We start from the raw sequence: 25,734 nt of genomic DNA, 5'->3' as shown, positions 1-25,734 counted from the left end.
TTCATCGGCTAGTCTTTGCCCGATCCAAAACCCCGGATCATGGAAGGTGAAATCACACTTTCGCTCTCCTCAACGAAAGGCCTCGCTGGCTCCGCTCGCGAGGCTTTTTTGCATCCGCGGGCCAGACTGCCGAAGGGCCGCGAGACCGGGAGTCGCAATTCAACCGCCGGTAAAGCGCCGGAGTCGTCTCAACTTCTTATAGTTAATGCGCCCTTAACCTTCCCACCGATAGTCTGTCATCCGAATCTGCCGGCCTGCGTCATGCGTCCGGCCAGGCACCTACAGACGGGGAAGAGGCATGCGTTCAGGGGCTTCAGCACCGCTCGCGCTGACCGATACGGGGCACGGCATCCAGGCATTCGCGCGGCGCCAGCTCGGTCGGCTGGTCGGCGCCGGCCTGTTCGTGCTCGTCGCCTTCGGCGTCGCCGGCCTCGCCACCTGGAACGTCGCCGATCCGAGCTTCTCGCATGCCACCGACAACATCGTCACCAACGCGATGGGCTATGCCGGTGCGGTGTTCTCCGACCTCGCCATGCAGTTCTTCGGGCTTGCCGCCGTCGCGGCCCTGGTGCCGGCAGTGATCTGGGGTTTCCTGCTGTTTTCGGCGCGCGGCGTCGACCGGCTGCCGAAACGCGGGCTCGCCTGGTTCGGCTTCGCGCTAATGGCGGCCGCGATCGCCGGCTGCGTGACGCCGCCCAAGACCTGGCCACTGCCGACCGGCCTCGGCGGCGTGTTCGGCGACATGGTGCTGAAGATCCCAGGCATCGCCGTCGGCGGATATCCCAAAGGTCTCTTTGCCAGCATTATCGCGGTTATCCTTGCTGCGCCGGCGCTCTGGCTGTTCGCCTATGGCTCGGCGCTGATCGCCCGCAAGAACGGTTTTGCCGTCATGGAGCGCGCCGCCGAGCCCGACCCGCGCGAGCAGGACAACTTGCTCTTCGACGAGGATGAGGACGAGGGCGACGAAGGCATACTGGCGCTCGGCGCCATCACCCATTGGTGGTTGTCGTTCAGGGCCTGGATGCATCGCCGCGCCGCGCGCCGCCAGCAGGAGCGCGACGAGTACGAGCCGGAGATGGAGCCGCGCGCCAGCGCCTGGCGCCGCGCCGCCGAGCGTGTCGAATCGGCCGAGTTCGCCGAGGCGCGGATGAGTCCGGGCGGCCGCGCCCGCGTCGAGCCTGAATTTTTCGCCGCCATGGTCAACGACCGCAGCGTCTCGGTCGATCCCGACGATGATGACGTCTTCGACAATGACGAGGACGAGGACATGGATTTCGCCGACGAGGCGCCGGCCCCACGCCGCGCCGCGCCGAAGGTGCAGAATTTCCGCTCCGATGCCGCCACCCGCGTCGAGGCGCCGGCGGCGCGCCCGGTGCCGGGCGCGCGTGTCCAGCGCGAGGCGCAGACCTCGCTGATCGGCTCGGACATGTTCGAGATGCCGTCGCTGCATTTCCTGTCGGAGCCGAAGAACGTCGTGCGCGACGCCAGCCTCTCCAAGGACGCGCTGGAGCAGAATGCGCGGCTGCTCGAGGGCGTGCTCGAGGATTTCGGCGTCAAGGGCGAGATCATCCATGTGCGGCCGGGGCCGGTCGTCACGCTGTATGAACTCGAGCCGGCGCCCGGCATCAAGTCGTCGCGCGTCATAGGCCTGTCCGACGACATCGCGCGCTCGATGAGCGCGATCGCCTGCCGCGTCGCGGTGGTGCCCGGGCGCAACGCCATCGGCATCGAGCTGCCCAACGCCAAGCGCGAGACGGTCTATCTCAGGGAGATCATGGCGAGCCGCGATTTCGAGACCACCAAGGCGAAGCTGGCGCTGGCGCTTGGCAAGACCATCAATGGCGAGGCGGTCATCGTCGACATCGCCAAAATGCCGCACGTGCTGGTCGCCGGCACCACCGGCTCGGGCAAGTCGGTCGCCATCAACACCATGATCCTGTCGCTGCTCTACCGGCTGACGCCGCAGGAGTGCCGGCTGATCATGATCGACCCGAAGATGCTCGAACTCTCCGTCTATGACGGCATCCCGCACCTTCTGACGCCGGTCGTCACCGATCCGAAGAAGGCGGTGGTGGCGCTGAAATGGACCGTGCGCGAGATGGAGGACCGCTACCGCAAGATGTCGAAGGTCGGCGTGCGCAACATCGACGGCTTCAACGCGCGCGTCCAGCAAGCCGAGAAGAAGGGCGAGAAGATCTCGCGCACCGTGCAGACCGGCTTCGACCGCCAGACCGGCGAGGCGATCTACGAGACCGAGGATCTCGATCTCGAGCCGATGCCCTACATCGTCGTCATCATCGACGAGATGGCCGACCTGATGATGGTTGCTGGCAAGGACATCGAAGGCGCGGTGCAGCGCCTGGCGCAGATGGCGCGCGCCGCCGGCATCCACGTCATCATGGCCACGCAGCGCCCCTCGGTCGACGTCATCACCGGCACGATCAAGGCCAATTTCCCGACTCGCATCTCCTTCCAGGTGACGTCGAAGATCGACAGCCGCACCATCCTTGGCGAACAGGGCGCCGAACAGCTGCTCGGCATGGGCGACATGCTCTACATGGCCGGCGGCGGCCGCATCCAGCGCGTGCACGGACCGTTTGTCTCCGACGACGAGGTCGAGCGCGTCGTTGCGCATCTTAAGCTGCAGGGCGTGCCGGAATATCTCGACGCCATCACCGAGGATGACGACGAGGACGAGGAGGAGGCGTCCGGCAAGGGCGGTTCAGGCGGCGGTGGCGGCGGCAATTTCGACGATTCCGACGACCCCTACGACCAGGCGGTGGCAGTGGTGCTGCGCGACGGCAAGGCCTCGACCAGCTACATCCAGCGGCGGCTCGGCATCGGCTATAACCGCGCCGCCTCGATCATCGAGAAGATGGAGAAGGAAGGCATTGTCGGTCCGGCCAATCACGCGGGAAAACGCGAGATACTGGTGCCGACCGAGGACGACAAGTTCTAGGGTTCCGGCGCCCATCGACCCGGTACCGGCAACCTTGAACCTTTCGGCGCGTTGAAGCGACGGAGCGTCACTGGAAGCGCCAAACTTAAGCCTAACTGGGGGCCCAGAGACTGCGACACCATCGAATCAGAGAGTGACCGGCATGAAAAACGCACCTTTCGCCCCGAATCGCCGCCAAGTGCTTGGCCTCGGCCTCGTGCTCGCCGGCGCGGCAAGCGTCAATGTCATACCTGGGTTCCAGCTTCTGGCGTCGGCGCAGGCGGCGATTCCGCCGGCGGCGCAGAAGATCGCCGACCACTTCTCGTCGGTCAAATCGATGAGCGGCGAGTTTGTGCAGTTCGGGCCGAAGGGCGAACAGACCGGCGGCAAGTTCTTCCTCGAACGGCCGGGCAAGATCCGTTTCAACTATGACGGATCGTCGAATTTCCGGGTCATCTCCGACGGCAAGTCGGTAGTCATCCTCAACAAGAAGCTCAACACCTCCGACCTCTACCCGCTGTCGAAGACGCCGCTGAAGCTTCTGCTCGACGACCGGATCGATCTCTCGGGCGGACGGGTGAAAAGCGTCAAGGAAGAGGACGACCTGACCACGATCCAGCTCTCCGACAAATCGGTGTTCGGCAATGCCAGGATCACCATGATGTTCGATCCGAAATCCTATGAACTGCGCCAGTGGACCATCACCGACGCGCAGGGCAAGGACACGACGGTGATGATCTTCAACGTCAAGGAAGGCGTCAGCTTCGCGCCCGATACGTTCGCCATCGACTATACGGCGAACCGCGAGTTGAATACCAAGACAAGATAACTTCCTTCGTCTTAGTGCTCTTGCGAGCGGCGGCGCCAGCCTCGGTGGTTGTCGCCGGCTTGTTTTTATGGCTGGCGGCTGGCAGTAGTTCGGCGACCTCTTGCCGGACCCGCCGCATGCCCTTTTCCATCGCCACCTGGAACATCAACTCGGTACGCCTGCGCATGCCGATCGTCGAGCGCCTGCTCGTGGAGCATGCGCCGGACGTGCTCTGCCTGCAGGAGACGAAGGTCCCGGACGAGCTGTTTCCCGAAAAGGCCTTCCGCAAGCTCGGCTACGAGCACATCGCCTTCCACGGCCAGAAGGGCTATCACGGGGTGGCCACGGTGGCGCGGCGGCCGATCGAGCTGGTCGAGAAGCGCCGCTTCTGCGAGATCGACGACAGCCGGCACCTGTCGGTCAGGGTAAGCGCCGGCGGCAAGTCGATCCTGCTGCACAATTTCTATGTGCCGGCCGGCGGCGACGAGCCCGACCCGGAGATCAACCGCAAGTTCAGGCACAAGCTCGACTTCGTCGCCGAGATGAACGGCGTGCGGGCCGAGCATGACGCGCTGTCCGGCTCGGTCCTGGTCGGTGATCTCAACATCGCGCCGCTGGAGCACGATGTCTGGTCGCACAAGCAGCTGCTCAAGGTGGTCAGCCACACGCCGGTGGAGACCGAGAGCTTCGAAGCGATGCGGCGCGCCGGCGACTGGGTCGACCTGATGCGGCTCAACGTGCCTGCCGAGCAGAAACTTTACACCTGGTGGAGCTACCGCGCGCAGGACTGGGAAGCGTCGGACCGCGGCCGGCGGCTCGACCATGTGTGGTCGTCGCCGAACCTGGTGGACCACTTCACCGGTTATGAGATCCTGCGCCCGGCGCGCGGCTGGGAGCGGCCGTCGGACCATGTGCCGGTGATTGCCAGGTTCGACCTGGACTAAAGGCCGCCGGCGGACGGGTAAACGCGAGGCGCGTCGAGCCGTTGGGCGGACAGATATTCCGTCGTGTCGACATGACCCAGCAGACTGGGATGATCGCGCCGGCGCGTCGCCAACATCCGGCGGGCAGCCTCGATGATCTTCGGCGGCGGGACATTGGCGACCAGGCCGGTTGGACTTGCCTGGCGTGCCTCGACCATGTCCACACTGTTCGAAAGCGGCCTCCAGCGCGCCATGTTGGCACCGCTGTTGACCATGACCATCGGCGTCATCACCGTGGCCATCAGATGCGCAGTACCGCCCTCGGCGCCAATGTAAAGATCGGCAAGCTCCCCGAGCGCGAGCAGGATGTCGCTGACGGCGATATCCGGCGCGGTGCCGGAATCGACAAGCTGCAATTTCGGCACGCGTCGAACCAGTTCGGCACTATCGGGGCCGACACCTGGCGTTTTCACATAGATAAGGTTGGCGCCATCGCTGATCATGGCGTCGGATATCGCGACGACCTGATCCGCTGTCATTCGCTTGTTGCCATCGCCATGGGCCGCGACAATGATCAATGGCGCCTGGCTGCCGCCCGCCAGGCTCCTGGCCGCCGCACGCGCGGCCGGCGTCGGCTCCAGGCGATGATCGAAAGGCAGCCGCTTCCCGGCAAGACGTTCGACAAGGCGGTGGTAGCGCCATGCATTGTGCTCGGGTCGTGCCTCGGGTCTATGGCCGGGGGGCAAGGAAAGGGCGAAAGCCGGAAAGTTTGCTTCATAGACGATGCCGCGGCCGATCAGCGACGCCCAGGTTTGAACCAGCCAAGGCGCCACGATACGGAAATCGACAACGGCCACTCGCTGCTGGGCCTTGCGGTGGCCGGCGACCAGATGCGCCAGCGGCGTCTCTACACTAATCGCGTCGACCAGGTGGCGGACATGGCCGTTGAGAGCATCCGCGAGAGTGGATGTCTCGGTGCTTCCGTATACGAGCAAACTGTCGGGAAATGCCGTTCTCGCGGCCCGCAAGGCCGGGATTCTAAGCAAGCCGTCGCCGAACGCATCCTTGCGTGAATACAAGATAATCGTCTCGTACCGCGCTGGCAGCATGCCTCGCTCCCCCCAGGAGCTTGGTGGTGGCGGTGCCCACGCGGCCCGCCCTACAGGTCCTGTAGGATTTCACCTTTTGCCTGTCAACGGAACCTCGCCTCTCGGGTCCAGGTGATCAACGCCGGCGCTATTGGCCTACTCGGTGAACCGCGGGCCGAGCTTTTCGATGCGGCTGATCATCTGCTGGAATTCCTCGAGGATGCGCTCGTGCAACAGCACCGCAATCTCCGGATATTCTTCCAGGATGCGGCGGAACATCTTGCGGCTGAGCCGGATCACCTCCGAATCGACCGCGGCCGATGCGCTAGTCAGCCGGTTGGTGTCGGCAATCAGCGCCAGCTCGCTCAGCATGGTGCCCGGACCAGCCGTGCCGATCGGGATGCGCTCGCCGCTCTGCTCGCGATAGAGGACGATGCGGCCGCTGACCACGATATAGGCGGAGTCGGCCACGTCATCCTCGCGGTAGAGCTTGTGGTCCGCCTGCAGCAGGGTGGTTTCGGCGCCGAAGGCGAGCAGGCGCAACTGCTCCTGCGTGAAGCCCTCGAAGAGCGTCACGGCGGACAGGATGCGGATGTCGTCATCCAGCGCCATCTAGCTATGTCCCCGAGCGGTCAGTCCAGTCCCTCCCTTGGAGCGCCGCGTCCTCCAGAACGCGCAAGGACGCTCCAACATCCTTGAGTCTACGCATCGTGCTCGCCAAAAATCGATTCCGATTTTTGGCCGATGCGCTTCGGAGCCGATCCAACCACCCTCCAGCACCAGGATCGCTTCCGAAGCGGTCCCGCCCTGACCGCTCATCGGATCATGAAAAGTTTAAGGAACCAGCTTGTAGCCGCCGCTTTCTGTCACAAGAATTTCGGCATTGGAAGGATCGCGCTCGATCTTCTGGCGCAGCCGGTAGACATGGGTTTCCAGCGTGTGCGTGGTGACGCCTGAATTGTAGCCCCAGACTTCTTCCAGAAGCACGTCGCGCGTCACCACCTTCTGTTCGGCGCGATAGAGGTACTTGATGATCGAGGCCTCCTTTTCGGTCAGCCGCACCTTGGCGCCGCGCTGGTCGATCAGCAGCTTCTGGCTTGGCTTGAAGGTATAGGGACCGACCGAGAAGGTGGCGTCCTCGCTCTGCTCATGCTGGCGCAGTTGCGCGCGGATGCGGGCAAGCAGCACCGCGAAGCGGAACGGCTTGGTCACATAGTCGTTGGCGCCGGCCTCGAGACCGAGAATGGTGTCGGAATCGGTGTCGTGTCCGGTCAGCATGATGATCGGCGCCTTGTAGCCGCCCTTGCGCAGGATCTTCACCGCCTCGCGCCCATCCATATCGGGCAGGCCGACATCCATGATCAGGAGGTCGACGAGGCCGCCGCGGGCCGCGGCGACGCCTTTTGCCGCCGTCGCTTCCTGCTGGACGTCGAACTCTTCGTAGAGGGCCAGTTGCTCGACGAGCGTGCCGCGCAGGTCGTCATCGTCGTCGACGATCAGTATGGTGCGTGAGGTCATGGATCAATCCGTTGTTTTAAAAAGAATATTCAGTTGACCGTCCCCCATTTATGCTGAAGCTGACCGGCACAACAGCCGATCACAGTGATTTGTTCCGTGACACGATCATACAAGAAAAAACGCCCATGCAATGCAGACGGCGCAATTTTGCCAAAAGGCCTCACCGTGCTCAGCGTGCGCGCCAGACCCGGCCATCCCAGCCAGGGCCTGCTGCAGGCCGGCAGCCTGGTGTTTGCCTGCGCCCTGGGACGCGGCGGCATTTCGGCGAACAAGCGTGAAGGCGACGGCGCGACGCCGCTAGGCGCCATGCGCCTGTTGTCGGGCTATTTCCGCGACGATCAATTTTCCGGCGGCCGCCGGACGCGGCTGGTGATGACCCCGATCGGGCCGGATCTCGGCTGGTGCGAGGTGCCGGACGACCGCAACTACAATCGCCCGGTGAAGATCCCCTATGGCGCCAGCCATGAGCGGATGCGGCGCGCCGATCGGCTCTACGATGCCTGCCTTGTGATGGACTGGAACATCGCGCCGCGCCGGCGCGGCCGCGGCAGCGCCATCTTCTTCCATCTGGCGCGGCCCGGCTTCACGCCGACCCAAGGCTGCGTGGCGGTGACGGCGCGCACCATGGCGCGTCTGCTGCCGCTGCTGTCGGATCGGACGGTGGTGAGGGTGGTGAGGTGAGGCAGTAGGTAATAGGGAATAGGCAGTAGGGAATAGGCAGTAGGCAGTAGGCAGTAGGCAGTAGGCAGTAGAGAGAAATGCTCTGTTCCCCTACTGCCTAATCCCTACCGCCCACTGCCTCACTTCTGCCAGCCGGTGCCGAGCAGGCCGATTTCGCGGATCTGCCGGTCCACAGCCTTTGCCACGTCCCGGCGCTCGGCGCCGATGTCACGCAACAGCTCGTCGGAGAGATCCTCGATGGATTCGTGGGGAAGCTGGGCAGCGACCCGCGCCTGGCGCAGCCAATCGAGGGTGGCGCGCAGCCAGACTGCGATGCCGGAGCGGGAATTGAGGGCGGTGTGGGACTTCAGAACGATCTCGGTCATGGCTCTATCCGGTTTCTCCGGATGTCAAATCCGGTTTGATAGTGTTTCGATTCTGCAATCATGCCGGATTGAAAAATAAACAGGAAACGAGTAGTTCTTGTTTGATCATCAAGTTTTATTTGGAGATCGTATGGCCCGCCTGCTGCCCGGAACGCGTGCCCTGAGGACGTTCGAAGCGGCGGCCAGGCACCTCAATTTCACCCGCGCGGCCGACGAGCTCGGCCTGACGCCGGCGGCGGTCAGCCACCAGATCAAGGAGATCGAGGACCAGCTCGACCTTGCGCTGTTCACCCGCACCAGCCGAACCATCCGGCTGACGGAGGCCGGAAACGTCCTGTTCGAGGCGTCGATCGACGCGCTCGACTTGCTCAACCGGGCGGTGTCGCGGGCCCGCAAGATGACGCGCGGCACGGCGCTGCTGAAGGTGACGCTCGACGCCCAGTTCGCGACAAAGTGGCTGATGCGTCGCGTGGACGATTTCCGCCAGCAGAAGCCGGGCATCGAGCTGCGTTTCGACATCACCTACGATGTCAGGGACTTCGAGCGCGACGATGTCGATATCGGCATTCGCTTCGGCACCGGCAAATATCCCGGGCTTGCCGCGCATCGCCTGTTCGACAACATCATCATCCCGGTGTGCAGCCCGGCGCTGCTGGCGTCCGGCCCACCGCTCAACGAGCCGCGCGACCTCTTTCGCCACACGCTCGCGCATATCGACTGGTCGCGCCAGGGCGTGACGTGGCCGAACTGGAGCATGTGGATGCACGCGGCCGGCGTCGACGATTTCGACGACAGCCGCACGCTTGTCTTCGGATCCTCGACCGATGCCACGCAGGCGGCGCTCGACGGCAATGCGGTGGCGCTGGCCGACTTCGCCATGGTCGCCAACGACCTTTCGCAAGGGCGTCTGGTCCGACCCTTCGAGCTCGGCATCAAGGTGGCGCCGGAGTTCGCCTATTTCCTGGTCTATCCGGAAGCCGTGAAGGACGACGCGCGCGTCGCCGCCTTTCGCGAATGGCTTATCGAGGAAGCGGCGAAGACGCCGACATGATGGCGCCCTAGCCGGCCGGCGCGCCGAACCACCCGATCACCGCGCCGATGAGCAGCAGCACGCCCAGCCAGTGGCCGGCGTCGATCAGCGTCAGGTCCCAGCCGAAGCCTTCATAGCGGTGGTTGACCGACAGCGTGGTGGCGACGAAGCCCAGCCAGAGCACGAAGGCGAAGATCAGCCCGGCGATGGGGCTCGGCTCGCCGCCGGTCATCGCGCCGACGACCAGGCTCAGCACGAATGCCATGACCAGCTCGGCGATGAAGGTGATGAAAGGCAGCGGCGACCGTTTCATCGTCGCCGGATCGAGCTTGGCCGCCTTGAGCCACGGCTTGCTGAGCGTCGTGTACCAGGCGGCGCCGAACAGCCACGCCACCACGGCGGCAACGACCACCGCCAGCCAGTTCACCGCTGAAAAATCCATGCGTCCTTCCCCCTCCCGATGCATGTCGTTGCAAACATGCACCCTCTTTGAAATCGCGGCGATGGAACGCCTGTTCGGCGCTGCCGTCAAGCAAGGCGCCAGACGGTCGTGCGCTTGACCTCGGCATCCTCCAGCACGCGCGTCACCGGCACCTGGTAGACGGCCAGCGACCGCAGGCCGTCCTTGGGCAGGTAGGCGCGGCCGGGATCGCCGACGAGGATGTCGGCGCCACGCGCCGTCAGCGCCTGGAACCAGGGCAGCAGCCTGTCGGCGAAGGACCTGTCGTAGAAGACGTCGCCGGCCAGCACGACATCCCAGCCCATGTCGGCGCCGACGCAGTCCTGGCCGAGGAATTCCGCCTCGGCCAGGTTGGCCTCGAGGTTGAGGGCGATCGCCGTCTCGCAGAACGGATCGATGTCGGCGGCGGTCACCGCCGCGGCGCCCGCCTTGGCGGCGGCGATGGCGACCAGGCCGGAGCCGGAGGCGAAGTCGAGCACCCGCTTGCCGCGAACGGTTTCGGGATGGTCGAGCACGTAGCGGGCAAGGCCCTGGCCGCCAGCCCAGGCGAACGCCCAGAACGGCGGTGGCAGGCCGATCGCCGCCAGTTCCTCTTCCGTGCGCAGCCAAAGGTCATGCGCCTCGTCGGCGAGATGCAGGAGCACTTCCGGCACATGCGGCGGCGCCATCAGCGCCGTGTTGTCGAGAATGAACTTCTTCGCGCTTTTCGGCGTCAGCCGCGTCACGGCGCCGGCGAGAGATCGGCCATGCGGCAGACCTCTTTCCATTCGGCCGGCGTCACCGGCTGCACGGAAAGCCGCCCGAGCCGCACCAGCGCCATGTCGGCGAGCTTGGGATTGGCCTTGACCTGCTCCAGCGTCACCGGGGTCGGCACCTCCTTGAAGGCGCGGATGTCGACGCATTCCCAGCGCGGATCGTCGCTCGTGGTGTCGGGATGGGCGAGCGCGCAGACTTCGGCGATGCCGACGATGTTGAGCCCTTCATTGGAATGGTAGAAGAAGCCGAGATCGCCGATCTGCATCGCCTTCATGTTGTTGCGCGCCGCATAGTTGCGCACGCCGTCCCATTGCGTGCCGGCCTTGCCCTTGGCCTTGAGCGCCTCGAAGGAGAAGACCGAGGGTTCGGACTTGAACAGCCAGTAGTTCATCTCAGTTGTCCCCTTGCCATTGCCGGTTGGCTACAATGAAGCGTTCGCGCTCCAACTACCCTTACCCTTTCCCCGTTCTCGCTGGGAGAGGGGGGCGCCAAGCGATCGATCAAGCACCGGCGGGCTTCTGGAAGACCCAGTTCCACGGGCGGATTTCGACGCTTTCGAACAGGCCGGCTTTGGCATAGGGATCGCTGGCCGCCAGGGCTTGCGCCGCCGTCATATCCGCTGCCTCGATCATGACCAGACTGCCGTCCGGCTTGCCGTCAGCGTCGAGGAAGGGCCCGGCAAAGGCAAGTTTTCCTTCGCTGATCAGGCCTTCCAGGAACGCCGCATGCGCCGGCCGCGTGTCGATCCGCAACTGCAGGTTGCCGGGCTTGTCCTTGCAAATCAACGCAAACAGCATGGTCTAAAACTCCGATGGTTCAGATGTCGGTTTCGGTCTTGAGCGGCCGCGTCATCAGCGCCGTCACGGCCTGGCCGATGGTCACGGTGCCGTCGAGGATCGCGGCGACGGCGGTGATGATCGGCGCATCGATGCCGCGCTCGGCGGCGAGGCGGGCGGCGATCGCCGCCGTCGGCACGCCCTCGGCGAGCGGCAGTCCGGCAAGCGGCTTGCCCTGGCCGAGTGCCAGCCCATAGGCGAAATTGCGCGACTGCGCCGAGGAGCAGGTGAGCACGAGGTCGCCGAGCCCGGAAAGCCCCATAAGCGTCTCCGGCCTGGCGCCAAAGGCGGCGCCGATGCGGCGCAGTTCGACGAAGCCGCGCGTCACCATGGCGGCCTGGGCGCTGGCGCCGAGCCTCGCGCCGGTGACGGCGCCGGCGGCGATGGCGAAGACGTTCTTCAGCGCGCCCCCGATCTCGACGCCGACGAGGTCGTCGCTGGAATAGCAGCGCAGGTTTTCGGCCGAGAAGCGGGCGGCAAGGTCTGCGGCGAGCTCCGCGTCGCGGGCGGCCACCACCACCGCCGTCGGCAGGCCGCGGGCGACATCGGTGGCGAAGCTCGGGCCGGACAGGGCGGCAACCGGATTGTTCGGCAAGGCCTCCTCGACGATCGCCGACAGCAGCGCGCCGGTGTCGCGCTCGATGCCCTTGGCGCAAAGAACCAGCGGAACGCCCGACGGCACATGGTGCCTGGCGCCAGCCAGCATGGCACGCAGCGCCTGCGCCGGCGCCACTGCCAGCACGCAGTCGGCGCCGTCGAGCGCGGCCGCGATGTCGGTCGTCGCGACGATGCCGGGCTGCAGCGCGATGCCCGGCAGGTAGCGCGGGTTCTCGCCGCGATCGATCGCGGCGACGGTTTCGGGGTCGCGCGCATAGAGGCGCACGAAATGGCCAGCGCGCAGCATGGCCAGCGCCAGCGCCGTGCCCCAGGCGCCGCCGCCAAGCACTGCGACGCGCCAGCCGCTCGGCGCCTCGTGCCCGCTGGTAACCAGCTCGGTCATGCCTTGGCACCGCGCCGGCCGGAGCCGACCATCGGGGCGGAGACGCTGTCCAGCGGCCAGCGCGAGCGCGGCACGAAATCGGCGTCGTTCGCGCGCGCCATCCCGGCGCGCAGGCGCTCGATGCCGGCCCAGGCGATCATCGCCGCATTGTCGGTGCAGAGCTTTTGCGGCGGCGCTATGAAGTCGAAGCCGGCCTCGGCGCAGAGCGCCTCCAGCGTCGCCTTGATTGTCCGGTTGGCGGCGACCCCGCCGGCGACGACCAGCGCCGGCTTGGCCTTATCAGGAAATTCCTGGCGGAAACGGTTGAGCGCGCGCGAAACACGGTCGCCCAGCGCATCCGCCACCGCCGCCTGGAACGAGGCGCAGATGTCGGCGACGTCCTGGTCGCTCAAGGGCGCAATGGCGGTCGCGGCCTGGCGCACCGCCGTCTTCAGGCCGGAGAAGGAGAAATCCGGCTGCGCCGAACCCTTCATCGGGCGCGGCAAGGCAAAGCGGCCCGGATCGCCCGTGGCTGCCGCCTTCTCGACATTCGGACCGCCGGGATAGGGCAGGCCGAGCATCTTGGCCGTCTTGTCGAAGGCTTCGCCGAGCGCGTCGTCGATGGTGGTCGCCCAGCGCTGATAGTCGCCGACGCCGCGCACGGCGACGATCTGGGTGTGGCCGCCGGACACCAGAAGCAGCAAATAGGGGAAGTCGAGCCCGTCGGTCAGCCTTGCGGTCAGCGCATGGCCTTCGAGATGGTTGATGGCGAGCAACGGCTTGTCGGCGGCCGCGGCAATCGCCTTCGCCGTCATCAGCCCGACGATCAGCCCGCCGACAAGGCCGGGACCGGCGGTCGCGGCGATCGCGTCGACCTCGTCCAGCGCCACGCCCGAATCGGCAAGGGCCGCCTCGACGATGCCGTCGAGCGCCTCGACATGGGCGCGCGCGGCGATCTCCGGCACGACGCCGCCGAACGCGGCATGCTCCTCGATCTGGCTGAGCACGATGTTGGAGAGGATTTTGGGCGCGGCGCGGCCATCCAGCGCCACCACGCTGGCCGCGGTCTCGTCGCAACTCGTCTCAATGCCCAGAACGCGGATCAATTGGTCGCTGTCCTCGAAGATTGTATCGCCAGCCTTTCCTAGATAGGACATGTGCCGGCAAGACCTCGTGTGCCGGGGGTTATCACGGACAGCGCGCCATGCAAACAAGCTTGAAAATCGGAACACGCGGCAGCCCGCTGGCACTTGCCCAGGCGCATGAGACGCGGACGCGGCTGATGGCGGCGCACGGGCTGCCGGAACAGGCATTCGAGATCGTCGTCATCTCGACCAGCGGCGACCGCATCCAGGACCGGCCGCTGTCGGAAGCCGGCGGCAAGGGCCTGTTCACCAAGGAGATCGAGGAGGCGATGCTGGCCGGCAGGATCGACATCGCCGTGCATTCCTCGAAGGACATGCCGACGCTGTTGCCGGAGGGGCTCGAACTCTCCGCTTTCCTGCCGCGCGAGGACGCTCGCGACGCCTTCATCGGCAAGGCTGCGAAGACGATCGCCGAATTGCCTCAGGGCGCCAGGGTCGGGTCGTCCTCGCTCAGGCGCCAGGCGCTGATCCGGCGCATGCGCCCGGATCTCGAGGTGGTGATGTTCCGCGGCAATGTGCAGACCAGGCTGCGCAAGCTGGATGAAGGTGTCGCCGACGGCACCATCCTCGCCTATGCCGGGCTGAAGCGGCTCGGGCTCGGCGATGTCGTCACCGACCTGATGTCGCTGGAACAGTTTCCGCCAGCGCCGGGGCAAGGCGCGATCTGCATCGAAAGCCGCATCGGCGACGCTGATGTCGAGCGCATGCTGGCCGCGATCCACGACGCGCCGACCGGCCAGGCGCTGGCCTGCGAGCGCGCCTTCCTGGCGGCGCTCGACGGTTCCTGCCGCACGCCGATCGCCGGTCACGCGACGATAGCTGGCGACAAGCTCTCCTTCGCCGGGTTGATCATCTCGCCCGATGGCGGACAGTCGCATGAGGTCAGGCTGGACGGGCCGGCGCCGGATGCCGCCCGGATCGGCGCGGAAGCCGCCAAGGCGGTGCGGGCCAAGGCCGGCGAATCCTTCTTCGACGGCTGGGCCTGACATGCTCCGCGTTTTGGTGACGCGGCCGGAACCGGGCGCCTCGCGAACCGCGCATCGGCTCGAGCAGATGGGCTTTCAGCCGATCCTGCTGCCGCTGACCGAAACGGTGGCGCTGCCGGCCAAGGCAAGCGAAGCGCCGAAGGATGCCATGGCGGTCGCGGTTACCAGCGCCAACGCGGTGCGCCACGCGTCGCGCGAGCTCATCGCCGCACTGGCTGCCTTGCCTTGCCATGCTGTTGGCAAAAGGACAGCGGAAGCGGCGCGCAAGGCAGGATTTTCCACGGTCAACGAAGGCCCGGGCGATGCCATGGCGCTGGCCGATGCCATCGTAGAAGGGCCTCCGACGGGCACGGTCGTCTATCTTTGCGGACGCGTGCGCTTTCCTGCCTTCGAGCAGCGCCTCTCGGCGGCCGGCATTCCGGTCCGCGCCGTCGAAACCTATGACACGATCGGGCTCGACCATTCCGACGCGGACGTGGCAGCGACCCTGTCCGGCGGGCCGGTCGATCGGGTCCTGCTCTATTCGGCCAAGGCGGCCGTGGCGATGCAGGCCCTGATCCGGCGGCCGGCGCTCGGCGGTTATTTTGAAAAGACGGGATTTTTCGCGCTGTCGGGACGTATCGCCGCAGCGCTCGACGGCGTCGCTCCCGAACGGGTCCGCGTCGCCGCCGAACCGCAGGAAGACGCGCTGATCAGGCTAGTGCTGGCCGGGCGCTAGGCAGAATCTGCGACATGACAGGATGCCTGCTCAGGTCTGTGTCATCACGCCGCCCCTTTTCACCGCTTGGTGATGTGCTAGAGCATCCTTCAGCTCTAGACCCGTTGAACCATCCCAAGCCAATTTGCGGAGCCCAAGCATGGTCAAGACGCCGAAGATGCGACATTCGAAGAGCCGCCGCGAGCCGGTGACGATCGAACTCGAGCCCGGCGCCGTCTCGCGTATTGTCGAGGAGGATGGGGCGAAGACCGTGGAGGCCGAGGCGGAGGAAGCCGCGAGCGCTTCGCAACCCGAGGCTCCGGCGGAGCCGGTGCATGCCGACCAGGTCGATCATGAGCCCTGGGAGCACAGCGACGCTGCCGCGCAGGCCGGAACGGAAGACACCGGCGCCAAGGGTTCGGATGAGGCGGAGCGCCCCTATCCGGCAGGTTCCGAGGCGTCGCCTGATCAGACGCATGGCTCCGACTACAATTTCGAGGATGCCTCGACCAAGGCGGCCGCCGCCGGAGACGCGCCGAAAACAAACCTCGGGAGGGAGGACTATGTGGCACCGCAGCCGAAACGCGGCGGCCTCAATGGCATTGCCGCCGGCGTGATCGGCGGCGTCATCGCGCTGGCCGCAGCCGGCGGCCTGCAGTTCGCCGGCCTCATCGGCGCGCCGGGGTCGGGCGGCGCTTCGCTCGACGGCGTCAATGGCGAGATCGCCGCGCTGAAGAGCGAGATCGCGGGCCTGAAGCAGGCCGGCGGCAATGGCGATGCCTCGGCCAAGGTCGACGGGCTGTCGTCGGCGCTGGACCAGGTCAAGAGCGATGTCGCGGCGCTGAAATCGGCGGTCGAGCAAGGCGGCGCCGGCGACGCCGCCGGCGTTGCGGCACTTGGCGACAAGCTCAAGCAGATCGAGACGGCGATCGCCGACTTGCAGAAGGCCGGAACTGCCGCGCCTGTCGATCTCGGGCCGCTCAATGAAAAGCTCGCCGGGCTCGACGCGCTGGTGAAATCCGCCGGCGAGGCGGCGAAGGCTGAGGACGGCCGGCTGGCGGCGCTGGAGCAGTCGGTGTCGCAGCTCTCCGGCAAGGTCGAGGCGCAGGCCTCGCAGCCGAAGATCGCGATGGCCATCGCGGCATCGGCGCTGAAGTCGGCGCTCGACCGAGGCGCGCCGTTCGCCGCCGAGCTCGAGACCTTCGCGGCGATTTCGCCTGACGCGCCGGAGATCGCGACGCTGCGCGCCTATGCCGAGAAGGGCGTTTCGACCCGGACGGACATCGCCGCCGAGGTCGATGCCGCTGCCAACGCGATGGTCGCGGCCGCCACGCCCGTCGATGAGAATGCAGGCTTCCTGCAGAACCTGATGTCGAGCGCCGAATCGCTGGTCAAGGTCCGGCCGATCGGCGCCGTCGAGGGCAAGGGCGCGCCGGAAACCGTGGCGCGCATGGAGGTGGCGGTCAACCAGGGCGACTACGCCAAGGCGCTCAGCGAGTACGACACGCTGCCGGAAGCGGTGAAGGCCGCCGGCGCGGATTTTGCCGGCAAGCTGAAGGCGCGACTGGAGGTCGAAAAGCTGATCGATTCGTTGATTGCCGGCGCGATGAAGGCGTGAGGGAGACCAGATGATCCGCATCCTCATCTTCCTCGCCGTCGTCTTCGCGCTCGGGCTCGGCTTCGCCTGGCTGGCCGATCGTCCCGGCGACATGGTCGTCACCTTCAACGGCTATCAGTATCAGGTCAGCCTGATGGTGGCGGCGGTGGCGGTGGTCGCGGTCGTCGCCGCGGTGATGATCCTGTGGTGGCTGGTGAAGTCGCTGTGGAACAGCCCCTATACCATCTCGCGCTATTTCCGGGTGCGCCGCCGCGACCGCGGCTACCAGGCGCTGTCGACCGGCATGATCGCGGCCGGCGCTGGCGACGGGGCGCTGGCGCGCAAGAAGACCAAGGAAGCGGCCAAGCTGATCCGCTCCGACCAGGAGCCGCTGATCCATCTCCTGGAGGCGCAGGCCTCGCTGCTCGAAGGCGATCATGAAGGCGCGCGCGAGAAGTTCGAGGCGATGCTCGACGATCCCGAGATGCGGCTGCTCGGCCTGCGCGGCCTCTATCTGGAGGCCGAGCGCCTCGGCGACCGCAACGCCGCCAGGCACTATGCCGGCCGCGCCGCAGCGGTGGCGCCGCAACTTGCCTGGGCCGCCGAATCGACGCTGGAGGAACTGACCGGTCGCGGCGACTGGGACGGCGCGCTGAAGCTGGTCGAGGCGCAGAAGTCGACGCGGCAGATCGAGCGCGATGCCGCCAACCGCCGCCGCGCCGTGCTGCTCACCGCCAAGGCGCAGGCGCTGATCGACAGTGACGCCAACGCGGCAAGGGCCGCGGCGCTCGAAGCCAACAAGCTCGTGCCCGAATTCGCGCCGGCGGCGGTCGCCGCCGCCAGGCTGCTGTTTCGGCAAAACGATGTGCGCAAGGGCTCCAAGATCCTCGAAGCGGCGTGGCGGGCCGAGCCGCGTCCGGAAATCGCCGAGCTCTATACCCATGCCCGCCCCGGCGATGCCGTCGGCGACCGGCTGAACCGGGCGAAGAAGCTGCAGGATCTGAAGAAGAACCATGCCGAGTCGTCGATGGCGGTTGCCCGCGCGGCGCTCGACGCGCAGGATTTCGCCACCGCCCGGCGCGAGGCGGACGCTGCGATCCGCATGGATCGGCGCGAAGGCGCCTATCTGCTCCTGGCCGACATCGAGGAGGCCGAGACCGGTGACCAGGGCAAGGTGAGGCAATTGCTGTCCAAGGCGGTCCGGGCGCCGCGCGATCCGGCCTGGGTCGCCGACGGCGTCGTCTCCGAGCATTGGGCGCCGGTGTCGCCAGTCACCGGCAAACTCGACGCCTTCGAATGGCGGGCGCCGATGGAGCGGCTCGGGCACCTGATCGACAGCCATGAGGACGGCCCGGAGACAGTCGTGCCGGCGATCACCGTGGCGCCGGCGGCGGAGAAGGAAAAGACGATAGAGGCCGTTGCGCCGGACGGCTCGGTCGCGACCCCGGCCTCAGACGAGGACCAGGTGAAGCCGGTCACCGCCGCTGCCTTTGCCGCCGTGCCCGACGATGCCGAAGGGGTGGAGCCGGCGGAGGAACTGGCGAGGCTGCCCGACGATCCCGGTGTCGACCCGGACGATGAGGCGGAAAAATCGCCGCGCCGGTTTCGTTTGTTTTGAGGCCGGGATCGATCCGGGCCGTATGGGAATGATGTGATGTTCGAACGTGTCCTGTCTTTCCTGAGGGATCTGCCGGCGGGTGCTGCCCGCGCCAACGCGGACGATCCGCGCGTCGCCGCGTCGGCGCTGCTCTACCACGTGATGAGCGCCGACGGCGTGCGCCAGGATGTCGAGTGGGAGCGGTTCAAGGCTGTGTTGGCGCAGACCTATTCGATCAGCGGCGAAGAGCTCGACGCGCTGGCCGCCGCCGGCGAGCGGGCCGACAATGAGGCGATAGACCTCTATGCCTTCACCAGCGTGCTGAAGCGCCATCTCGACGCCGAGGCGCGCAAGGCGTTCGTCGGCCTGATGTGGGAGATCGTCTATGCCGACGGCGAACTGCACGAGCTGGAGGACAACACGGTGTGGCGCGTCGCCGAGCTGATCGGCGTCGAGCGGCGCGACCGCGTCGAGGCGCGCCAGAAGGCCGCCGCGCAGGCGCCCGGCGCTCGCGGAACCCCAAGTGACGAATAGACTGGGCGACGAATAGACAGGGGTTCCGCCTTCCGATGCCGCCGAGACCGCGTTCGAAACCAAAGATCCTGATCGTGCTGCATCAGGAGAGTTCGAGCCCCGGTCGCGTCGGCCACATGCTTCTGGAAGAAGGCTTCGATCTCGACATCCGCCGGCCGCCGCTCGGCGATGAATTGCCGGGCACGCTGGACGGCCATGCCGGAGCGGTGGTGTTCGGCGGGCCAATGAGCGCCAATGACGAGGACGATTTCGTCCGCCGCGAGACCAACTGGCTCAACATTCCGCTGAAGGAGAACCGGCCATTGCTCGGCATCTGCCTGGGCGCGCAGATGCTGGTCAACCATCTCGGCGGCAAGGTCGAGGGCCACGGCGAGGGGCTGGTCGAGATCGGCTGGTATCCGCTGAAGGCGACCGAGGCCGGCAAGAAGCTGATGCACTGGCCGGAGATGGTCTACCAGTTCCATCGCGAGGGTTTTTCGCTGCCGAAGGATGCGACGCTCTTGGCGACGGCCGAGACCTATCCCAACCAGGCCTTCCGCTATGGCGACAATGCCTGGGGCATCCAGTTCCATGGCGAACTGACCCGGGTGATGATGCAGCGCTGGGTGGTGCGCGGCGCGCACCGCTTCGAACTGCCCGGCGCGCAGCCCGGCCGCGACCATCTCGGCGGCCGGCTGATCTGGGACATGCATCTGAAACGCTGGCTGGGCGAATTCCTGGGGCTGATCTTCGGCAAGCCGGCGGTGGGGTAAAGACCAATTGCTTTGAGCAGCGGAGCTTGACCTTAGCTTCCGATTTGTGACGCTGCCGACATCAGCTCCCGAGTGTTCGGGGCGCCGAACAGGCCGCCATCGAGGACCTCGTTGGAGGCCCAGCGAACGACGCCATCGCGGTCCAGCAGGAACTGGCCGACGAGCTGCCCTATGCCGGTTGCCATCATCTGTTGATCCGCTTCAGTGATGTCGTAGCCGTCTTTCTTGTTCAGATATTCGAGCGCCGCAAACGGGTCCATCGGTTCCGGCATCTCGTCCGGCAATTCGACCCGTATCGACTTCACATCGCTCATCGAAACCTTTTGCGGCCATGCGCTCTCGTCTTCGGTGATCTGCATATTCGGCAACCCAAAGGCGCGGTGTGAAGTCCGCTCCGGATCGGATGCCGCGAGGCCTAGCATCGGATGGTAGCGGAGATAAAGGCGCGCCCGCTCGACAGGGGTGTTTACCACCGTCAGGCTTTCGATGCCCTTCGCATTGAGGGCTGGGGTGAGTTGCGAAAGTATGGCGATATGGCGCCTGCAAAAGGGGCAATGCAAGCCTCTATACAGTCCGACCAGCACTGGTTTCTCGCCTCGGAAATCGTCGATGGCGATCTTGCCCTCGCGGGTAATGGCGTCGAGCACGAAATTGGGCGCCGTTTCGCCAAGTTGCAGCGGGCCTATGTTGAGACGTTCTGGCATGCTGATCCCTCCTCCCGGGTCAATTCACGACGGATGTGCGGGCGGGCGGCTTGAGCTCATGTGCGGCACATACGTCCTTGGGCATGCTGAAATCGCGGTCGGCCTTAGTCAGGTCGGCGTCGATAGTCCAATTATAGCACGGAGTGGGCGGACGCTAAGGCGTTCTTAAGGAGGGCCACGCTTACCAGATGGCGCTGGTGTCGCTCTCGGCGGCGCCGCGAATCTGTGCTAAGCGCCGCTCAAATCAATCAAAGGACGACAGCTGTGAACGAACTCACTGTGGCCGAGGCGACCGAGAACATCTACGCCTCACTCCGAGCGGACAATGCCGACATCGATGCACATATCGCGACACTCAAGGCGGCGCTGGCACGAGAGGGGAAAAAACAGGCGGTGTTCGATCCGGCCAAATTGGCGCAGAGCAACCGCTCCGGTCGCAAGTTGATGCAGGCCTATTTTCGGCAGCGCGGCGTGAGCGTGAGCTTTTCGGAGTAAGTCTGCTCGCGCCTCTATCTCGTTCATCGACGGCGCAGCCTGATTGGCCGAAGTGAACGACAGTTCTGCACCTCATATCGTCATTCCGGAGGTGGGTCCGCTCTCTGACGCCGGACATTGGCGCGGTTGAGACCGGCACGCCTTTCGCGCAAGCAGGCACTGTTCCCCACCCGATCCACCGCGAACTGCTTGCCATGAAAAGAAATGGTTAAGTTCGGGCCCTGCTTGCTTCGCCCCTACATTGTTTTCAGATCAGTTCGTCTTTAGGTTTGCTGCTTAAGATGGCTGCGTTCGCGGAAAGGGCGTCGAAGTGCGTTTCATCCTTCTGTTGTCGTTTCTCGCTTCTCTCGCGTCGTCGACCGTTTTGGCGAAGGAGGTCTATCACAACGTGGCCAGCCGAGATTCGTTGTATCGCGCCAACATACTCGGCCGCATGATGAACGCTCTGACGCTACACAAAGAATTTGACGATAAATGCGATTTGGTTCCACTGATAGATATTAAGGCATTGGAAAATTACTACAAAAGGCTGACTTGGAGTCTTAGCCCTTCAGATATCACACTGGTACAAAAAATCTACTTCGACGCCCAAAGCACTTGGAGCGTGAAAGACGGCGGGATACCCGGAGAAGAGTGTGATGACCTGGGCGCTGAAATTCTTGATTTCGATATTGGAACCTCGAATCCCCGCGAAGAGATGCTAAGTCTACTCGATGCGACGCCGCGTGGCAGTTCACAGTATAAAATCCACGCAGCAGCGGTGGCATGGGGTGGATATCTCGGGGCTTCCATTACCTGTCCAGACTACTCTGTCAGTTCGGTCGCCGTGAATAAGATCCAAGAAAGCAATAGGGACGAGTTCCGAATTCCGTACCTATTGGCACTGATGGCCGCCGTTAAAGCTCCTCCTGATTGTCGAGATGTAGAGCCTTTAGCACGTGATGGCGGTGTGTATCGCGCTAGAAAGAAGTGAGAAGACCTGAGCCTACGCGTTCGTCCCATGGCAGCCCGGCCGCAGTCTATGAGCTGTTGGAGCTGGCGAGAGGTGGAGTCAAGCTGGGTGCAGTGAGGCGCAGGCGCGGCCTTCAGGACCGCGCGGCTTCCTCCGAAACCCATTTGCGGAACGCAGCGATAGGACCAGTTCCCCGGTGGTGATCTCCTCGTGGAGCACGGAGAGGTCTCCGATCGCGACGCCCTGGCTCATGGCCGCGGCGCGATAGGCCATATCGGCGCTGGGAAAGGCCTCACCCGAGTTCAAATCGAGAAGATTAGGCGCGAATTGCCCAGCCCAAACATTCCAATCGTGCCGATCAGGCGTTTCATGCAGCAGGTTATGGTGAACCAGGTCGGCAGGACAGGTTAGTGGCACGCGATGACCCACCTGGCCGGTCCGGCGGTTCGCCGTGCTGACGTCACGTGCAGGCAATCTTAGGTACTATGTGGCAAGATTGGCTTCCCACTACCGGCAAGCCGATCCCGAGACCCAATGCACCCATCTGAACGGCTCAGATTCTGGAGCGAGCGACTTGCGGACGATGTTTCGCCTCGCGCCATGCTGGCCAGCATCTCCGACGATGCGAGCAAGCGCCTGGTCGCATTGCGAGCGGCGATGCGCGCCTTCCCTGGAATTGCACGCATTGGCGATGGGCCCTGGGGATTGGGGCGCGAAATAGAGCTTCCCATTCGCTTGCATTCAATCCGGGCAATCTTCGTCACCTGGAGCGAATTCGTATTCGATGGTGTTCGCAACGATGCGCGGCGTGAGGCCTTCGAGGCCCTTGCGACGCCGCTGGCCAAACTCGACGAGGCGCTTCCCGACTTCTACCAGCGCAATATAATAAGCAGCGACTATGCCGTTGCTGCCTGGCAGGACGCGACCGAAGCTGCTCGAAGGGGAGTTTCGCTTGTCGAAGCGATTGCGGCGCTGGAATTTCGCCACCTCGCATTCGATCGGGACCGCTCCTATCGGGATTTGCTCGACACGCTCAGCATATACGGTCCGACCGGACGCGATGACATGGCCAGGTGGCGGGCGGCGCAACGCGTCGCCATAGCGGCGGATTGCGCTGTCCTGCGAGAAGGCGAGATGACAAGATCGGAACTTGCGCTTGCTCCGCTTTGGCCTGATGCGACCACAGCCGCCCTGGAAACCAATCTCACGATGAGCCTGAGTTTCAAATACGCGCAAGATCTGGGACATGGCATTGAGAAGTGGCTACGCGAGCGCAAGGACGGTTCCCTGATCCTCGGCATGGGCGTTGAGCAAGCGCGAGAGCGCGTCGTGCGGACGGCGAATCTCGCCTGTTCATTCTGGGAAACCCGGCCCGCTACCGACGCGTGCCATGCTTTCGACTATTGCCTGCACGGAGATTTGCAGAACCCGACCTGGGGCAGCGAGACAAGCCGCCGACCCTGACTGCCGCAGTGCGATGAGTGATAGAACAAGCGGACGGTGTCCGTGCGACCGCGACGCTTCTGCCGTGCGGTCCCACTGGCAAATCGACAACGCATTCCCGCACACGTCTCGCAGCAAATTTGCTATGCATATGCGAGGGAGAAGGGGGAAACAGATGAAACACGATTCTGGCTTGCCGTCAGACGCGACGCCCCTAACGCAAAAGCAAAGTAAGATCTCGTGTCGTCTTCAGATGTAACGGGCTCATCCAGCCACGCGGGCTGGGGATTGGCTGCAAAGCTGTTTACAACCCTCGTCCTTCTTGGCGCCATCGCGGTCATGGTCAGCGGGGCGCTCGGTTACTTCCGCGCCCGCGACGCTCTCGAAAAAGCAGTCTTTGACCAACTCACGGCCGCTCGCCAGACCAAGACGCGCCAGGTTGAAAACTACTTCCGCACGATCCAGGCGGAACTGCGACTGCTTGCGACTTCCAAGATGGTGGTCGATGCGACACGCGAGTTCCGGACCGCGGTCGAGCAACTCGACCGGGCAGGCGCGCCGCCTGAGCTGCGGCAGAGGGTTGGCGATTGGTACGCTGAGAACTTCATCCCCGGAATGACGCGCACCCTGGGCAGGGAACCGGCCCTGTCGGACTACCTGCCGGTCGATGGTGCCCCCTACGATCTGCAGTATCACTACATTGTGGAAAATCCGAACCCCGCGGAGCGGCGCAAGCTTCTCGACGACGCCGGCGACGGAAGCGAATACTCCAGGCTGCATGCCATATATCACCCATTGATGCGCGCTGCGGCTACCACGGTGGGCTTTTTCGATCTCATGATTGCCGACCCCAAATCAGGTCGCCTGATCTATACGGTCGAGAAGGAGGTGGATTTCACCACGTCTCTTCAGTTGGGTCCGTATCGCAGCGCCAACGTCGCGGCTGCCGTCGCTCGCTGCTCGCAGATCGCAGACCCGTCAGCCATCTGCCTCGTGGATTTCGCCTCTTATGCGCCGTCAGGCGGCGCGCCGATCGCCTTCATGGCAGCACCGGTGATTGCCCAGGGCGCCGTCATCGGCGTGCTGGTCGCGAAACTGTCGAATGATGAGATCGACAGCGTTGTCACCGGTAACCGCCGCTGGCGGCAGGAAGGGTTCGGCGACACAGGTGGGGCCTATCTCGTCGGACCCGATTATCTGGCGCGTTCTGGCCCGCGGGCATTCTACGAGAACCGGGATAGCTTCTTCGCCGACCTCAGGTCCGTCGGCGCCTCGGAAGAGGAGATCGCCGCCATTCAGCGTTACGGGACACCAGTACTGCATCAGCGCATTGACACCGAGGCCTCCCGTGCCGCGCTCGCCGGTGTCGAGGGCACGGGCGAGATCATCGGATACCGTGGCGTCCCAACGCTCGCTTCATGGGGACCGCTCGCGATTTCCGACCTCAAGTGGGCTCTCGTCGCCAAGGTCGACAGCGCCGAGGCCTTCGCACCGATCGCCGAACTCCGCCGGGATCTGTTGCTCGTCGGAGGACTGGCGATGCTTGTGGTCGCGGCCACCGCCGCCTGGCTTTCGCGCGCGCTGCTCGGACCGCTCCGCGATCTCACTGCCGGGGTGAAACGCTTCTCTGCCGGCGACTATGCGACCAGCGTGCCGGTCCGCACGCGCGACGAGATTGGCGAACTCTGCTCGGCCTTCAATGGCATGGTTGAGGATCTGCGCCAGAAGAATGTCGTGATCGAGAACAAGAACCGCGAGAATGAGCAGCTGCTGCTCAACGTCCTGCCGGCACCGATCGCCAATCGGCTGCGCGCTGGCGAGGAGAGGATCGCCGACGGCTTCGCCGAGGTCACGGTCGCCTTCGCAGACCTGGTCGGGTTCACGGCACTGACATCGGAAATGCCGCCGCACGATGTCGTGATGTTTCTCAACGGACTCTTTACGCGCTTCGACGTTGCCGCCAACGATCTTGGCATCGAGAAGATCAAGACGGTGGGCGACTCCTATATGGCGGTGTGCGGCCTGCCCGTGCCGATGGCCAACCACGCCGAGCGCATGGTCCGCATGGCCATCCGCATGGTCCACATTACCCGTGAGCATGCGATGGAACACAACGTCTCGATGAAGCTCAGGGTTGGCGTCAACAGCGGGCCAGTGGTCGCCGGAGTCATTGGGAAGAGTAAGTACATCTATGATTTATGGGGTGACACGGTGAACCTGGCGAGCCGCATGGAGTCTGGCGGAGTTCCCGATTCTGTTCAGGTCACGCGCCCCGTCTACGAACAGCTCAAGCACCAATTCGTCTTCGAGCCGCGGGGCGCCATCGAAGTCAAAGGCAAGGGAAAAGTGGAAGCCTGGGTGTTGAGGTTCTAGTCGCGGGGGCAGCTCCGCTGGTGTTCATGCGTTCAATGAGCGATCCAAGATCAAGCCACAAATGGCAAAGTGGCTGC

The 25,734-nt window shown here is 64.8% G+C and carries 26 protein-coding genes; 15 read left to right on the top strand and 11 right to left on the bottom strand.

Features of this window, described 5'->3' with window-relative positions; all coding sequences use genetic code 11:
- Positions 1–298 precede the first annotated feature (298 nt).
- From EN786_RS17160 to EN786_RS17150, 3 genes are all read left to right on the top strand, one after another.
- The gene (locus EN786_RS17160; protein WP_127309646.1) at positions 299–2,959 is read left to right on the top strand and encodes a DNA translocase FtsK; all 2,661 of its coding nucleotides are present in this window, start codon (positions 299–301) and stop codon (positions 2,957–2,959) included.
- A gap of 142 nt (positions 2,960–3,101) precedes the next feature.
- Positions 3,102–3,767 (top strand): outer membrane lipoprotein carrier protein LolA, encoded by a 666-nt coding sequence (locus EN786_RS17155; RefSeq protein WP_127283494.1) that lies wholly within the window; start codon positions 3,102–3,104, stop codon positions 3,765–3,767.
- 116 nt (positions 3,768–3,883) lie between these two features.
- Entirely contained in the window at positions 3,884–4,690 is an 807-nt protein-coding gene (locus EN786_RS17150; protein ID WP_127309645.1) for an exodeoxyribonuclease III, read from the top strand.
- Here the strand turns inward: EN786_RS17150 and EN786_RS17145 are convergent.
- The 3 genes from EN786_RS17145 to EN786_RS17135 all read right to left on the bottom strand — a co-directional run bounded on the left by EN786_RS17145 (position 4,687) and on the right by EN786_RS17135 (position 7,275).
- Complete coding sequence (locus tag EN786_RS17145) at positions 4,687–5,778, bottom strand: glycosyltransferase family 9 protein (RefSeq protein ID WP_127309644.1); 1,092 nt, start codon at positions 5,776–5,778, stop codon at positions 4,687–4,689. The genes EN786_RS17150 and EN786_RS17145 overlap by 4 nt on opposite strands.
- 135 nt (positions 5,779–5,913) lie before the next feature.
- Complete coding sequence (locus tag EN786_RS17140; protein WP_127283497.1) at positions 5,914–6,369, bottom strand: Crp/Fnr family transcriptional regulator; 456 nt, start codon at positions 6,367–6,369, stop codon at positions 5,914–5,916.
- Positions 6,370–6,591: 222 nt separating this feature from the next.
- Positions 6,592–7,275 (bottom strand): response regulator transcription factor, encoded by a 684-nt coding sequence (locus EN786_RS17135; protein WP_126057506.1) that lies wholly within the window; start codon positions 7,273–7,275, stop codon positions 6,592–6,594.
- Positions 7,276–7,419: 144 nt separating this feature from the next.
- On the opposite strand from EN786_RS17135, the gene EN786_RS17130 reads away from it, so the two are divergent.
- A complete protein-coding gene (locus EN786_RS17130; protein WP_189340367.1) occupies positions 7,420–7,956 on the top strand; it encodes a L,D-transpeptidase in 537 nt (178 codons plus the stop codon).
- 119 nt (positions 7,957–8,075) lie between these two features.
- Here the strand turns inward: EN786_RS17130 and EN786_RS17125 are convergent, their stop codons facing one another.
- A complete protein-coding gene (locus EN786_RS17125) occupies positions 8,076–8,321 on the bottom strand; it encodes a hypothetical protein (RefSeq protein ID WP_127283499.1) in 246 nt (81 codons plus the stop codon).
- Between the two features lie 130 nt (positions 8,322–8,451).
- Between EN786_RS17125 and gcvA the strand changes: the two genes are divergently transcribed.
- Positions 8,452–9,372 carry a transcriptional regulator GcvA gene (gene gcvA, locus EN786_RS17120; protein ID WP_127283500.1) on the top strand — a complete coding sequence of 307 codons (921 nt, stop codon included), beginning with the start codon at positions 8,452–8,454 and terminating at the stop codon, positions 9,370–9,372.
- 7 nt (positions 9,373–9,379) lie between these two features.
- Here gcvA and EN786_RS17115 read toward each other — a convergent pair whose 3' ends face one another.
- The 6 genes from EN786_RS17115 to tsaD all read right to left on the bottom strand — a co-directional run bounded on the left by EN786_RS17115 (position 9,380) and on the right by tsaD (position 13,485).
- Positions 9,380–9,793, bottom strand: a complete 414-nt coding sequence (locus EN786_RS17115) for a DUF1761 domain-containing protein (RefSeq protein WP_135908686.1) — start codon at positions 9,791–9,793, stop codon at positions 9,380–9,382.
- Between the two features lie 86 nt (positions 9,794–9,879).
- The gene (locus EN786_RS17110) at positions 9,880–10,536 is read right to left on the bottom strand and encodes a methyltransferase (protein WP_127309651.1); all 657 of its coding nucleotides are present in this window, start codon (positions 10,534–10,536) and stop codon (positions 9,880–9,882) included.
- Entirely contained in the window at positions 10,533–10,958 is a 426-nt protein-coding gene (locus EN786_RS17105) for an EVE domain-containing protein (protein WP_127309641.1), read from the bottom strand. Before EN786_RS17105 ends, EN786_RS17110 begins: the two co-directional genes overlap by 4 nt.
- 109 nt (positions 10,959–11,067) lie before the next feature.
- On the bottom strand, positions 11,068–11,364 hold the full coding sequence (locus EN786_RS17100; protein ID WP_127309640.1) for a YciI-like protein: 297 nt from the start codon (positions 11,362–11,364) through the stop codon (positions 11,068–11,070).
- Between the two features lie 19 nt (positions 11,365–11,383).
- Positions 11,384–12,403 (bottom strand): NAD(P)H-dependent glycerol-3-phosphate dehydrogenase, encoded by a 1,020-nt coding sequence (locus EN786_RS17095; protein WP_127309639.1) that lies wholly within the window; start codon positions 12,401–12,403, stop codon positions 11,384–11,386.
- Entirely contained in the window at positions 12,400–13,485 is a 1,086-nt protein-coding gene (gene tsaD / locus EN786_RS17090; protein WP_189340365.1) for a tRNA (adenosine(37)-N6)-threonylcarbamoyltransferase complex transferase subunit TsaD, read from the bottom strand. Before tsaD ends, EN786_RS17095 begins: the two co-directional genes overlap by 4 nt.
- A gap of 101 nt (positions 13,486–13,586) precedes the next feature.
- Here tsaD and hemC point away from each other — a divergent pair, with 101 nt between their 5' ends.
- The 6 genes from hemC (at position 13,587) to EN786_RS17060 (ending at position 19,690) form a co-directional block, all read left to right on the top strand.
- The gene (gene hemC / locus EN786_RS17085) at positions 13,587–14,513 is read left to right on the top strand and encodes a hydroxymethylbilane synthase (RefSeq protein WP_127283506.1); all 927 of its coding nucleotides are present in this window, start codon (positions 13,587–13,589) and stop codon (positions 14,511–14,513) included.
- Between the two features lies 1 nt (position 14,514).
- Positions 14,515–15,231: a uroporphyrinogen-III synthase gene (locus EN786_RS17080; RefSeq protein ID WP_127283507.1), complete on the top strand. Its 717-nt coding sequence runs from the start codon at positions 14,515–14,517 to the stop codon at positions 15,229–15,231.
- Between the two features lie 139 nt (positions 15,232–15,370).
- The gene (locus EN786_RS17075; RefSeq protein ID WP_127283508.1) at positions 15,371–16,828 is read left to right on the top strand and encodes a COG4223 family protein; all 1,458 of its coding nucleotides are present in this window, start codon (positions 15,371–15,373) and stop codon (positions 16,826–16,828) included.
- 10 nt (positions 16,829–16,838) lie between these two features.
- Complete coding sequence (locus EN786_RS17070) at positions 16,839–18,425, top strand: heme biosynthesis protein HemY (RefSeq protein WP_127283509.1); 1,587 nt, start codon at positions 16,839–16,841, stop codon at positions 18,423–18,425.
- Positions 18,426–18,461: 36 nt separating this feature from the next.
- Positions 18,462–18,938, top strand: a complete 477-nt coding sequence (locus tag EN786_RS17065; RefSeq protein WP_127311882.1) for a TerB family tellurite resistance protein — start codon at positions 18,462–18,464, stop codon at positions 18,936–18,938.
- 35 nt (positions 18,939–18,973) lie between these two features.
- On the top strand, positions 18,974–19,690 hold the full coding sequence (locus EN786_RS17060; protein ID WP_127287384.1) for a glutamine amidotransferase: 717 nt from the start codon (positions 18,974–18,976) through the stop codon (positions 19,688–19,690).
- 32 nt (positions 19,691–19,722) lie between these two features.
- Here EN786_RS17060 and EN786_RS17055 read toward each other — a convergent pair whose 3' ends face one another.
- Positions 19,723–20,394, bottom strand: a complete 672-nt coding sequence (locus EN786_RS17055) for a peroxiredoxin-like family protein (protein WP_135908684.1) — start codon at positions 20,392–20,394, stop codon at positions 19,723–19,725.
- Positions 20,395–20,658: 264 nt separating this feature from the next.
- On the opposite strand from EN786_RS17055, the gene EN786_RS17050 reads away from it, so the two are divergent.
- From EN786_RS17050 to EN786_RS17030, 4 genes are all read left to right on the top strand, one after another.
- Positions 20,659–20,889: a hypothetical protein gene (locus tag EN786_RS17050; RefSeq protein WP_127283060.1), complete on the top strand. Its 231-nt coding sequence runs from the start codon at positions 20,659–20,661 to the stop codon at positions 20,887–20,889.
- Positions 20,890–21,199: 310 nt separating this feature from the next.
- Complete coding sequence (locus EN786_RS17045) at positions 21,200–21,862, top strand: hypothetical protein (RefSeq protein WP_127283061.1); 663 nt, start codon at positions 21,200–21,202, stop codon at positions 21,860–21,862.
- 579 nt (positions 21,863–22,441) lie between these two features.
- A complete protein-coding gene (locus EN786_RS17035) occupies positions 22,442–23,305 on the top strand; it encodes a hypothetical protein (protein WP_127283063.1) in 864 nt (287 codons plus the stop codon).
- Positions 23,306–23,572: 267 nt separating this feature from the next.
- Positions 23,573–25,657, top strand: coding sequence for an adenylate/guanylate cyclase domain-containing protein (locus tag EN786_RS17030; RefSeq protein ID WP_127311510.1), 2,085 nt, complete (start codon positions 23,573–23,575; stop codon positions 25,655–25,657).
- The last annotated feature ends 77 nt before the right edge of the window (positions 25,658–25,734 follow it).

It is taken from the genome of Mesorhizobium sp. M4B.F.Ca.ET.143.01.1.1, assembly GCF_004792275.1.
Lineage (GTDB): Bacteria > Pseudomonadota > Alphaproteobacteria > Rhizobiales > Rhizobiaceae > Mesorhizobium > Mesorhizobium abyssinicae.
Note: the sequence above shows the minus strand (reverse complement) of the source record. Positions and strands in the feature narration are given on the sequence as shown.

Bases quoted from the DNA above. Each gene is read 5' to 3' on its own strand.
- EN786_RS17160 (WP_127309646.1), top strand. From the start codon at position 299: ATGCGTTCAGGGGCTTCAGCACCGCTCGCGCTGACCGATACGGGGCAC.
- EN786_RS17155 (WP_127283494.1), top strand. From the start codon at position 3,102: ATGAAAAACGCACCTTTCGCCCCGAATCGCCGCCAAGTGCTTGGCCTC.
- EN786_RS17150 (WP_127309645.1), top strand. From the start codon at position 3,884: ATGCCCTTTTCCATCGCCACCTGGAACATCAACTCGGTACGCCTGCGC.
- EN786_RS17145 (WP_127309644.1), bottom strand. From the start codon at position 5,778: ATGCTGCCAGCGCGGTACGAGACGATTATCTTGTATTCACGCAAGGAT.
- EN786_RS17140 (WP_127283497.1), bottom strand. From the start codon at position 6,369: ATGGCGCTGGATGACGACATCCGCATCCTGTCCGCCGTGACGCTCTTC.
- EN786_RS17135 (WP_126057506.1), bottom strand. From the start codon at position 7,275: ATGACCTCACGCACCATACTGATCGTCGACGACGATGACGACCTGCGC.
- EN786_RS17125 (WP_127283499.1), bottom strand. From the start codon at position 8,321: ATGACCGAGATCGTTCTGAAGTCCCACACCGCCCTCAATTCCCGCTCC.
- gcvA (WP_127283500.1), top strand. From the start codon at position 8,452: ATGGCCCGCCTGCTGCCCGGAACGCGTGCCCTGAGGACGTTCGAAGCG.
- EN786_RS17115 (WP_135908686.1), bottom strand. From the start codon at position 9,793: ATGGATTTTTCAGCGGTGAACTGGCTGGCGGTGGTCGTTGCCGCCGTG.
- EN786_RS17105 (WP_127309641.1), bottom strand. From the start codon at position 10,958: ATGAACTACTGGCTGTTCAAGTCCGAACCCTCGGTCTTCTCCTTCGAG.
- EN786_RS17100 (WP_127309640.1), bottom strand. From the start codon at position 11,364: ATGCTGTTTGCGTTGATTTGCAAGGACAAGCCCGGCAACCTGCAGTTG.
- EN786_RS17095 (WP_127309639.1), bottom strand. From the start codon at position 12,403: ATGACCGAGCTGGTTACCAGCGGGCACGAGGCGCCGAGCGGCTGGCGC.
- hemC (WP_127283506.1), top strand. From the start codon at position 13,587: ATGCAAACAAGCTTGAAAATCGGAACACGCGGCAGCCCGCTGGCACTT.
- EN786_RS17080 (WP_127283507.1), top strand. From the start codon at position 14,515: ATGCTCCGCGTTTTGGTGACGCGGCCGGAACCGGGCGCCTCGCGAACC.
- EN786_RS17075 (WP_127283508.1), top strand. From the start codon at position 15,371: ATGGTCAAGACGCCGAAGATGCGACATTCGAAGAGCCGCCGCGAGCCG.
- EN786_RS17070 (WP_127283509.1), top strand. From the start codon at position 16,839: ATGATCCGCATCCTCATCTTCCTCGCCGTCGTCTTCGCGCTCGGGCTC.
- EN786_RS17065 (WP_127311882.1), top strand. From the start codon at position 18,462: ATGTTCGAACGTGTCCTGTCTTTCCTGAGGGATCTGCCGGCGGGTGCT.
- EN786_RS17060 (WP_127287384.1), top strand. From the start codon at position 18,974: ATGCCGCCGAGACCGCGTTCGAAACCAAAGATCCTGATCGTGCTGCAT.
- EN786_RS17055 (WP_135908684.1), bottom strand. From the start codon at position 20,394: ATGCCAGAACGTCTCAACATAGGCCCGCTGCAACTTGGCGAAACGGCG.
- EN786_RS17035 (WP_127283063.1), top strand. From the start codon at position 22,442: ATGCTGGCCAGCATCTCCGACGATGCGAGCAAGCGCCTGGTCGCATTG.